Origin of the sequence: Solwaraspora sp. WMMD406 (genome assembly GCF_029626025.1) — a bacterium.
Lineage (GTDB): Bacteria > Actinomycetota > Actinomycetes > Mycobacteriales > Micromonosporaceae > Micromonospora_E.
Window position 1 is genome coordinate 806,530 of sequence record NZ_JARUBF010000001.1, and the last position, 11,429, is coordinate 817,958.

Here is an 11,429-nt window from a genome sequence, read left to right on the forward strand (position 1 = left end):
GAGGTCGGTCGTCATGAGTCGGGGTTCGGGTTCGGGGCCGGTCACCGGTCATTGCCGGGGACCGGGCGGCGGGAGTCAGCCCTCGCGCGGTCGGGTCTGCGCGGCGAGGTTGCGGTCGATCAGGGTGTCCGGCAAGAGCCGGGCGGCCAGGCTGGCGAACCGGACGTCCGGACCGACCGGATACCGGGTCTTCGGCCGGGTCGCGGTGAGGGCACGGGCGACCGTCCGGGCGTACCGCTCGGGTGTGGTCCTGCTGCGCCGCACCTGGCGGGCGTTGCCGCGTAGGAACGCCTGGAACGGACGCCTGTACAGCGCTGCGGTCGACTCCGGCGCGCCGTCGATGACGTCCGCGCCGGCCTGGTCGAGCTTCTCCCAGATCGGGGTACGGATCGCGCCCGGCTGCACCACCGACACCGTGACGCCGAACGGCCGCAGCTCGCGCCGCAGGCTGTCGCTGATCGCCTCCTTCGCGAACTGCGCCGCCGCGTACGCGCCGAGGTACGGCAGCGCGACCCGGCCCAGTCCCGAAGTGACGTTCACGATCCGGCCCCGGCCGGCCCGCAGCAGCGGCAGGAACCCCTGGATCGTCGCGACCTGCCCGATCACGTTCGTCTCCAACTGTCGCCGGAGCGCGTCAGCGGGCAGGCACTCCAACGGGCCGGGTTGGGCGACACCGGCGTTGTTGACCAGGCCCCAGAGCCCGGTCGCGCCGAGCCGCCCGGTCACCTCGTCGACCGCCTGCCGGATCTGCTTTGCCCGGGTCACGTCGATGAGCAGCGGAAACAGCCGGCCGTGCGTCGACTCCGCGCGCAGCTTCTCGCCGTCGGCCGCAGACCGTACCCCGGCGAAGACCTGGAAGCCGATCTGTTCCAGGTGCAGCGCCGCCGCCCGGCCCAGGCCGGTCGACGCGCCGGTGATCACCACGGTACGGCCGGCTGGCGTGATCCGCCGTGTCTGCTGGGTCATCGTGGACTCCGCTCCGTCTGGCCGCCGACCACGTTGGTGTGGCCGTCGATCGCGGCGGACACCGCGTCGACGCTCGCCGCCACCAGCGCGGTCGCCCGGTCCGCCGACAACGCGTCGGGTACGTAGGTGAAGTTCCAGGACAGCTGTCCGTGGCTGGTGTTCGCCGTGGACACGAAGTAGCCGACCACGGAAAGCCCGGCGACGAACTGGGCGCCGGACAGTCGCCACGGCCCGACGCGGTCGGGGAAGTCGTGTCGGCCGATGTTGGACAGGCACAGGTTGACCGGTCCGGTCCGTTCCATCATCTCGATGAACCGCCCGGCGGCGGCCACCGACTTCGGGCAGGAGAGCGTGACCAGGTCGACCATGGCGAAGTGGCTGCCCACCCGGCGTCGGGTCGCGAGGTCGTCGCTGATCGCGCGGGCGAGGTCCCAGAGTGACCGGTCCGGCCCGTACGCGACGAAGGTGGGCACGGTCGCGACGTAGGTGCCGACCGCCCGCTCGGGTACGGCCGGTTCCAGCGCGTCCCGGAAGGTGATCGGCGAACCGATCGTGACGTGGCCCGGTGCCGGGGAGCCGGCCTCGGCGGCCACCGCCAGCACCATCGCCGCCGCGAGCGCGCCGTGCACCGTGGTCCGCTCCCGCCGGCAGGCCGCCACCAGTGCCTCGACCTGATCGGGGGCGAGGGTTCGGGCGATCAGCCGGGTACGCCGTTCGGTGAACGGCACGAAGCGGCTCGGTACGACCCGGGCCGGCCGGTGTCGGCGTACCCGGAACAGGTCCTGGGCCAGCAGCCAGCGCAGCCGCAGCGTCCCGACCAGGCCCCGGAACCGGCGGGGGAACATCGCCTCGGAGCCGGGCAGCGCCGGCTCACCCACCTCGCCCGGCTCGCCCGACTCGGTGTCCACGGCGCTGTCGGTGCCGTCGGTGGCTCCGACGCGGACCCGCTCGGCGAGATCGATCCACTGCCGCAGCAGGGCAAGCACGGTGGTGCCGTCGGCCACGCAGTGCGGCATCGTCAGCAGCAGGTCGTGCGTCTCGTCGTCGGCCAACCCGGTGGCCGACGGGTGGGTGATCACCACGGCCCGGCACAGCGGACCGGTCCGCCAGTCGACCCGGTCGACGAGTTCGTGCTCGTCAACCCGCTGTACCCAGGGGGGCGGCGACCCGTCGCCCGGCGGCACCGCGTCGCCCGGCGCGACCGGCGCGTCGGCGGTGACCAGCCGCAGCGGGATCGGCCGGTCGCTCGGCACGAACCGGGGGGACCGCCCGTCCGGCTCGGCGGCGATCGCCACCCGCAGCAGCGGGTGGCGCCGACGCAGCCGGTCCAGCGCGGCGCGCAGCAGCGGTTCCGGCAGGTGCCCACGCACCTGGACCCGGCCGATGACGTTGAGCGGCGACACCTGGTCGGCGATCCAGTACCAGCGTTCGAGCGGGCTCAGCGCCCGCCGTACCTCGGTCGGCGGCCGTCCGTCCGTCGGTGCCGTCATCGCGGAGCCACCGTTTCATCCAGCGCACCGGGGAAGGTGAGCGCGATCTCGTTGCGTCGGTCGAGCAGCGGGCCGGGCAGCCAGCGCAGGTAGAGGCGGCGGGCCAGGTCGGCGAGCGGGTGGGCCAGCTGCTCGACCCGACTCAACGCGTACGCCTGGTCGACCATCCAGCGGGTCCGCTCGCGCCGCGCGGCTTCGTAGCGGCGCAGGGCCAGCTGCAGGTCGTCGGCCTGACGCAGACAGTGGGCGAGGACGACGGCGTCCTCGACGGCGACCGCCGCGCCCTGACCGAGACTCGGCAACATCGGGTGCGCCGCGTCGCCGAGCAGCGTCACCGGCCCGTGGCCCCACCGGTCGAGGAAGGGCCGGTCCCGGGCCGGTACGGCGATGATCGCCGATTCGGGGGTCTGGGCGATCGCGGCCCGGACCTCCTCGGCCCAGCCGGTGTACGCCCGTTCGATGTCGGCCTTGCCGCCCCGCCAGTCGCGGGCCTGCGCCGGGGCCATGTTCGACGTGCCCCACCAGTAGACCCGGTCGCCGTCGAGTTGCACCAGGCCGAACCGTCGGCCCCGGCCCCAGTAGTGGGCGGCGTAGCCGTCCCGGATGATCGGGTGCCGCATGGGCAGGGTCGCCAGCCAGCAGACGTAGCCGGGTTCGCGGGGCTGCTCGGGCCCGGCGATCTGCCGGCGGACCACCGAATGGAATCCGTCGGCGCCGATGAGGAGGTCGCCGTCGGCGGTCCGCCCGTCGTGGAACTCGACCCGGACCCGGTCGCCGGTCACCTCGAATCGGCGGGCGGCGGCGTCGAGACGGACCGGCGGGTCGCCGGCCGCCGCGAGCAGGGCCTGGTGCAGTTCGGCGCGGTGGATGGCGAGGCTCTGCGCGCCGACCCGGTCGCCGAGGTGCGCGAACGGCACCGTCCTGATCAGACGGCCGGTGGCGGTGCGCAACTGCAGCGCCGGGTAGACCCGGCCCCGCCGTTCGAGGTCGAGGTCGATGCCGAGGGTGCGCAGCGCGACGCGTGCGTTGCCGGTCAGCGACAGCGCCGACCCGGCGGGTCGCAGCTCACCACCCTGTTCGTAGAGTTCCACGTCGATGCCGACCCGGCGCAGCGTGGCCGCCGCCGCCAGTCCACCGATGCCCGCTCCGACGATCAACGCCTTGGGCGCGGTCACTGTGCACCGCCGACCGGTGCGGCCAGCAAGTCGGTGATCCGGTCCGCCACCCCCGTCACGTACGGCGGTTCCATCAGCGCCAGATGGTTGCCGGGTACGTCGCACACGTCGATCCGGCCGGTGGTCAGTTCGCCCCATCCGTTGCGGGGGTCGAGGTGCAGCGTTCCGGCGATGTCGTGCATCGGTACGAGCAGCGCCGGTAGTGGGTCGCGGGCCCGCAGCAGCGTGACGTCCTGGTCGACCACCTCGGGTCGGTACGTGATGATGGCCTCCCAGTTGGCCTTGAAGACCTCGAACAGTCGGCGGACCGCCGCCCGTGAGTCGCCGGCGCGCAGCAGCCCGGCGGCGCCGGCCCGGCGGGCGACGAAGTCGAGCTTCTCCTCCGGGGTGACCAGGTTCGCCGGGATCGGCTCCAGGACCGGCCGGTCCTGGTCGAGCGGGAGCAGTTCCCAGAAGAACCAGTCGATCAGGACGTCGTCGGCGACCGGCACCGGATCACCGGGCCGCCGGGCGATCGGGTCGATGAGGATCAGCTGCTCGACCTGGCCGGCCGCGACGGTGAGCTGGCGGGCCATCTCGAAGGCCACCACGCCGCCGAACGACCAGCCTCCGATCGTGTACGGGCCGTGCGGCTGCACTCGGCGGATCGCCGCCAGGTAGCTGGCCGCCAGCGCCGGTACGGACCGTTTCGGTTCGGTTCCGGCGTCGACACCGGACGCCTGCAGCGCGTAGACCGGTTGATCATCGGGTAGGTGCTTGGCGAGCTGGAGGTAGCACAGCACGTTGCCGCCGATCGGGTGCACCAGGAACAGCGGCCGTCGCCGCCCGCCGGTGCGGATCGGCACCAGCGGGTCGAACGACGCCGGGTCCGCGCCGCCGACCCGCAGCAGTTCGGCCAGGCTGGCCACGGTGGGGGCGGTGACGAAAGCGGAGACCGGTACGGCGATGTCGTACCGTTTCTCGATCAGGGTGACCAGGCGCATCGCGGTGAGCGAGGTCGCGCCAAGTTCGAACAGGTTGTCGTCGACGCCGATCCGGGGCAGGTGGAGCAGATCGGCGACGATCTCGGCGAGTACCCGTTCGTACCGGTTGCGGGGTGCCACCGACCGGGAGGCCTCCGCGCGCAGCGGCAGCTCCCGCAGCCGGCGGTCGTCGCGTTTGCCGCTCGGGGTCAGCGGCATCTGCGGCAGCCAGCTGAACTGGGTGGGCACGAGGTGTTCGGGCAGCGTTTCCCGCAGCTGTCGGCGCAGATCGGTGAGGTCGACCCGGGCCGGGTCGCCGACGAGGAAGGCGGCCAGGAAGGAGTCGACGCTGTCCCGGCGGCGGGCCACCACGGCCGCCTCGCGCAGGCCCGGATGCCGTGCCGCCAATTTCATGATCGCTATCTCGGCTTCGAGTGGTTCGACGCGGAAGCCCCGGATCTTGGTCTGGGTGTCGGTCCGGGCCAGCCAGACCAGGTCGCCGTTGGGCAGCACCCGGGCCAGGTCACCGGTGCGGTAGATCCGGTCGCCGGGCGGGCCGAACGGGTTGGGCAGGAACCGCTGGCTGGTCAGTGCGGGCTGGCGGTAGTAGCCGCGCGCCACTTGGATCCCGCCGAAGTAGAGCTCCCCGGCGACCCCGGTCGGCACCGGGCGGAGCCGGTCGTCCAGCAGGTACGTGTCGACGCCGGGGATCGCCGGCCCGATCGGGGGCAGGTTCGGGAAACGCTCCGGATCGCCGGCCATCGGGTACGCGGTGACCAGGTGGGTTTCGGTCGGCCCGTACTGGTTTTCCAGGATCGCGCCGGCCGGTAGCGCGGCGATGAACCGGCGGATCTCGGCGGTGACCCGCAGCTGCTCCCCCGACGAGATCACCACCCGCAGCGCGCGGGGGTAGATCCCGAGTGTCACCGCCGCTTCGGCGAGCTGCTGGAGGGCCACGTACGGCAGGAAGACCCGTTCGATGGATTCGCGGTCGATCAGCCGCAGCAGCTCCGGGGTGTCCCGACGCTGCCGCTCGTCGATGATCTGCAGCGTGCCGCCGGCACTGATCGTGGTGTAGATCTCCTGGAACGACACGTCGAAGCTGAGCGGGGCGAACTGCAGGGTGACGCCGCCCGCCGCCGCGCTGGCCGCCGCCACCTGCCACTCCTGGTAGTTGTCGAGGGCGGCGTGGGACATCGCCACCCCTTTCGGGACGCCGGTCGATCCGGAGGTGAACAGCACGTACAGCAGGTCGTCCGGCCGGATCGGCGGCAGCGGAGCCGGTGTGATGGCCCGCGACGGCGTGGGAAGGTCCTCGACGACGAGCATCGTGGCGGGGTCGCCGATCAGTTCGGCGTGCCGCCGCTCCGTGACGACTCGGGCCGGTCGCGCCTGGGCGAGCATCGCCGCGATCCGCTCCGGCGGGTAGGTCACGTCCAGCGGGACGCAGGCCGCTCCGGCGCGGGCGATGCCGTAGATGGCCGCGATCATTTCGGGGGAGCGGCCGACCGCGACGCCGACCAGGTCACCCGGCCGTACGCCGGCGTGGGTCAGCGCGTACGCGATCCGGTCGACTTCGCGGTGGAATCGCGCGTACGTCCACCGCCGGGTTCCGGCGGCGACCGCGACAGCGTCCGGGGTACGCCGTACGTGGTCGGTGAGGCGGCGGACGACGTCGCCGCGGGCCGCGCTCGGGGAGACGTCGGTCGGGGCAACGCTGGTCGGGGCAATGCTGGTCGGGGGGACGTCGGTCGGGGTCGGGGTGACGCTGGTCGACGTGACCAGGAACCCGAAGTCCGGTACGGCGTCGGGCTCGTCGACGATCCGGCCGAGGATCCGCAGGTAGGTGTCGGCGATCAGGCCGCTCTGCGCCCAGGTGATCGTCCGGCGGTCGGCGTCGATCCGCAGTGAGACACGCTGGTCAGCCGGGTGGACGAACACGTTCAGCAGCAGCGTGAAGTTCGTCTCCTCCCAGGCGTCGAAGCCGAGCGGTTCGATCGTGGGCAGTTCCAGCAGCGGCGCCAGGACGTGCATGTGCACGTAGTTGAAGGCCAGTTCGAAGACGGGTCCACCGCCCCGGTCGTGCTGGATGGCGTGCAGCGGATACCGCCGGTACGGCTGGCACTCCCGCTCCCGTCGGTGCACCTCGCGGACCGTCGCCAGCCAGGAAGCGGGCGCGGTGCCGGACTCGGTGCCGGACCCGGTGTCGGGCCCGAGGCGTAACGGCACCGTGTTGAGGAAGAGTCCGGCCATCCGGTCCGCCCCGGCCCGTTCCGGGCGGCCGTGGGTCACCAGCCCGACGGTCACGTCCGTGGTCCCGGAGTACAGCCGTACCGTCAGCAGGTAGGCGGCGAGGAACAGCGACTTCACCGGCAGCCCGTGGTCGTGGGCGAAGGCCCGTACCCGCTGCTCCAAGGCCTCGGGCACGGCGACCAGGCGGACCGGCGGCTCGTCGGCACCGGGCGGCTCGTACTGCCGGAAGCCGTCGAGCTGGGTCGGCTCGGCACCGGCGAGCCGGTCGGCCCAGAACTGTCGGGCCGGCACCGAGTCGAGCGTCCGGCGTTCCTCGGCGGCGTACGCGGCCGGTCCGGGTAGTGCCGTCTCGTCGACCGCCGCGATGCCGGCGCCGATCAGGTGCAGGTAGTCGCGGAACAGGTCGCCGACGACGGTGGCCACGCTCCAACCGTCCAGCAGTACGTGGTGGAAGCTGAACACCAGGTCGACCACGCCGGACGGGAGCAGGTGCGCCCGGAACAGGAACAGCGGGGGGCGGTCGAAGGCGTACCGGTGGTGGCGGCGCTGTCGCATGTGCGCCAGCACCTCGGCACCGGCGGCCGCCGGGTCGAGGGTACGCAGATCGGCGACGTCGAGGCCGCCGGCGATCCGGGTGTGCACGATCTGCAGTGGTTCGGTGAAGCCGCCCAGGTCGAAGGAGGACCGTAGGCCCGGGTGCCGGGCGACGAGCCGCTCGTACGCCGTACGGAACGCCGGTTCGTGCCAGGGCATCCGGACCGAGTAGCGGAAGACGTCGTGATACGCGGTGGCCGCCTCGTGTTCACTGCTGTGGTAGAGGAGTCCGAGTTGCATGGCGGTGGCCGGGGAGGCGTCGGCCGCTTCGCCGAGCCGGGCCCGGTCCAGCGGGGACACGAGTGCGAAGGGGCGGTCGCCGGCGGCCGAATCGGGTTCTTCGGCGGCCGTGCCGGCCTGCTGGTCGGCTGGGCCAGTACGCCGTACCCGGGTCGCCAGCGCCGCGACCGTCGGCTGTTCGGCCAGGTCGGCGAGGGTGAAGCGCAGGCCCCGCCGCTCCGCCTCGGCGTGCACCCGCAACGCCAGGATCGAGTCGCCGCCGATGGTGTAGTAGTCCTGATGGACGCCGACCGACGGCAGGTCCAGCACCTGGCACCAGATCGCCGCGAGGGTCCGCTCGACCTCGTCGCGGGGCTGCTGATCCGGCTCCCGCCGCTGGCCGGTCCCAGGCGCGGGCAACGCCGCCGCGTCGAGCTTGCCGCTGCGGGTGAGGGGAATCTGGTCCAGCCGGCTGAACACGGTCGGCACCAGGTAGTCCGGTAGATGGCGCAGCAGGTGGCCGCGCAGCCGGACCGGATCGAGATCAGACTCGGCCACGTAGTAGCCGGCCAGCTGGGTGTCCCGGCCGGCGGCGGTGTAGGCCACGACCACCGCTTCGCGGATCCCCGGGTAGCCGGCCAGGATCTGCTGGACCTCGCCGGGTTCGACCCGGTTGCCGCGAATCTTGACCTGCCCGTCGAGGCGACCGAGATACTCCAGGTCACCGTTGGCGAGCCGCCGCGCGAGGTCACCGGTGCGGTACATCCGACCCGCGCCGCGCACCGGGTCGACGCCGAACCGGGTGTCGGCCGGTGCCGCCGTACCCGTCGCACCAGTCCCGTTCCGCCCCAGGTAGCCCCGGGCGACGGCGACCCCGGCGACGCAGAGTTCGCCGGGTGCGCCGACCGGTTGCGGCTGGTCGTCGGGGCCCAGCACGTACAGCCGGACGTTGTCGATCGGGCGGCCGATCGGTATGCGTCGGGTCGGCCGGGCCGGATCGGGCCGGCACTCGTGGTAGGAGACGTCGACCGTCGCCTCCGTCGGCCCGTACAGGTTGACCAGCCGGGGGGCGCCGCCGGCGGCGGCAGCGGGCGGAAGCGGGAACAGCTGATGGAACTGGTCGACCCGCCGGGCCGGCAACTCCTCACCGCTGGCGAAGACCAGCCGCAGCGAGTCGGCCTGCCGACGCCGATCCGGTGCGCCGGCGAGCAGGTCGAGAAACGGCCCGAACATCGACGGTACGAAGTGGATGACCGTCACGCCGTACCGCGCCACGATGGTCGACAGCGCGCCCGGATCCCGGTGCGCCCCGGGTCGTGGCAGCACGAGCCGGGCACCCGCGAACGCCCACCAGAACAGCTCCCACACCGACACGTCGAAGGAGATCGGTGTCTTCTGCACCAGCACGTCGTCGCCGTCGAGCGGATATTGGCGCTGCATCCAGGCCAGCCGGTTGACCACCGACCGGTGCTCGACCATCACCCCCTTGGGCTCGCCGGTTGATCCCGAGGTGTAGATGACGTACGCGAGGTCGGTGGCGCGGGCGAGCGGCTCGACCGGGTCACCGGGGTAGGCCGTCAGGGTGTCGAGGTGGCGTACGGTCAGGCCGGGGACGGCGTCCGGGCCGCCGAGTTCCGGTGTCGCGTGCGCGTCGGGGGTCAACAGCACCGTGGCACCGCTGTCGACGAGCAGCCGCCGGATCCGGGCCGGCGGATGATCCGGGTCGATGGGCACGTAGGCCCCGCCGGCCTTCAACGTTCCGAGGATCGCGGCGAGCATCGCCGCTCCCCGTACGGCCAGGACGGCCACTCGGTCGTCGCGACCGACGCCGTCGGCGCGCAGTGCCCGGGCCACCTGGTTCGCGCGGGCGTCGAGGTCGGCGTAGCTGAGCGTCTCGCCGGTGCCGTCCACCACCACGGCGACCCGGTCGGGCGTGCGGGCCACCTGCTGTTCGAACAGACCGTGCAGGGTTGCGTCGGTGGGGTGGTCCACGTCGTCGCCGTGGGCGGAGCCGGTGATCTGGTCGCGTTCGGCGTCGGTGAGCATCGGGACGCGGGCCAGGGGTTCGGCGGGCCGGTCGAGCGCGTTGCCGATCAGCGTGTCGAGGTGCCGGCCCAGCGCTTCGATGGGGAAGTCGTCGTCGTACACGTCGAGGGAGTAGTCGACGTCGACCGTCAGGGAGCCGTCGTCGTACTCGTTGACCAGCACCGCGAGGGCGTCCTGTTCGTGGGCCCGGCTGGCGGCCACCGTCCTGCGGTGGGTGACGCCGGGGATCGCCTCCGGGCGGGGCCAGCGCAGCCAGGAGAGGGTGACGTCGTAGAGCTGCCGTGGCCCGTCCGGCGGGATGATCTCGCGCAGCAGTTCGCCCCGGGACAGGCGCTGGTGGGTTCGTAGCGAACGCAGGGTGTCCCGCAGCTCGGCGACCAGCTCGGGCATCGTCCGGGTGCCGCGCACGGTGACCGGCACCGGCAGTTCGTTGGCGAAGTGCCCGATGGTCTGCCGCTGCGCGTAGGTGCTCCGGTTGAGCACCGGTACGCCGAGGATGACCTGGTCGCGGCGGTGGATCCGGCCGAGGTAGACCGCGAGGGCCGCCGCGACGTAGGTGAACGGCGATTGACCGGCGGCCCGGATCCGGTCGACGTGCTCGGGGCTCAGGGGGAAGCTGTGTCGGGCGGTCCGGTAGCGGCCGGCGGCCTGGCGGGGGAACAGCGCCGGGGTGACCCCGTCGAGTCGGGCACGGAAGTATGCGACGTCGCGTTCGCGCTGTTCCGATCCGGCGTAGTCCATCATGTCCCGAGCGAAGTCGAGATAGGAGTATTGCCGGCGGACCGTGGTGGTGGCGCGTTCCGTGACGGCCGCGGCGTACCTGGCGCAGGCCTGCCGGAGCACCTGCCGGCCGCCCCAGCCGTCGGTGACCAGGTGGTGCGCGTTGAGGTAGGCGTAGGCGACGGATTCGCTCTCCAGCAGCAGCGCCACTCGGTACAGTCGGTTGCGGCGCAGCTCGAACGGCTGGGAGAACACCTGTGTCATCCAGGAATGGCATGCCTGGTGGGGGTCGGGAGTGCTGGTGAAATCGTGGACCTCGACGACCGCTGACTCGGGCTCCGCCCATTGGAAGAGCTGCCCGTTCTCTTCGTCGAAACGTAACTGAAACGCATCGTTAAATTCTACGGCCTGGCGGATGCAGGTCAGCAGGAGTTCATGGTCGAGCTGGCCGACGAACTGTTCGTATCCGCACACGTTGAACTGTGGTAGATCCGGAGATAGGCGGCTTGCAACCCAGATGTCTGATTGGTAGGTGGTTAGCGGCGTCCGGCCCGAAACCATCACTGGTTACCTTTCTGCTCGCTACCGCGCTCTGACCTGGTCTTATGCAAGTCGATGACGACCGCTTCCGGGTCGAATGCGCAGGTGACATCGCTGCAGTCGAAATTGGCCGCCACGGACGAATCACGCGGCGGCGGAGGCCATGCGAGGCTGGCTACCCGTTGTGCGTTCCTGCTCCCGACGTGCGCGCAGCACAACCTATTGGAGCTGCGCTTTTACGTCACCGCCTCCCCAGTTGATCACTCCGGGCCAGCGTACCTGAAAAGCGAGTCCATGTCATCGCTGTGAGTCAATCTTCATCGCTTCGCCGTGATGGTTGTCCGACCGGAGGCGTTGCGCGTCTAGCATCGACTGATGTATAAGTTTATTTGGGTCGCGACGTGATCACTAATGTCGATCGAGGTCGGCTCCGAGCTGTTTCGTCAGTGGTGGGAGCTGCTTTA

4 protein-coding genes are annotated in these 11,429 nt (G+C 71.7%); all 4 read right to left on the reverse strand.

Features of this window, described 5'->3' with window-relative positions:
• Positions 1-75: 75 nt before the first annotated feature.
• From O7632_RS03615 to O7632_RS03630, 4 genes are read right to left on the reverse strand one after another with little or no spacing between them, the layout of a single operon-like run.
• Entirely contained in the window at positions 76-966 is an 891-nt protein-coding gene (locus O7632_RS03615) for an SDR family oxidoreductase (RefSeq protein ID WP_278111409.1), read from the reverse strand.
• Positions 963-2,456, reverse strand: a complete 1,494-nt coding sequence (locus O7632_RS03620) for a hypothetical protein (protein ID WP_278111411.1) — start codon at positions 2,454-2,456, stop codon at positions 963-965. Before O7632_RS03620 ends, O7632_RS03615 begins: the two co-directional genes overlap by 4 nt.
• The gene (locus O7632_RS03625; RefSeq protein ID WP_278111413.1) at positions 2,453-3,631 is read right to left on the reverse strand and encodes an FAD-dependent monooxygenase; all 1,179 of its coding nucleotides are present in this window, start codon (positions 3,629-3,631) and stop codon (positions 2,453-2,455) included. The genes O7632_RS03620 and O7632_RS03625 overlap by 4 nt, the downstream gene beginning before the upstream one ends.
• Positions 3,628-10,986 carry a non-ribosomal peptide synthetase gene (locus O7632_RS03630; RefSeq protein WP_278111415.1) on the reverse strand — a complete coding sequence of 2,453 codons (7,359 nt, stop codon included), beginning with the start codon at positions 10,984-10,986 and terminating at the stop codon, positions 3,628-3,630. The genes O7632_RS03625 and O7632_RS03630 overlap by 4 nt, the downstream gene beginning before the upstream one ends.
• Positions 10,987-11,429: the final 443 nt, after the last annotated feature.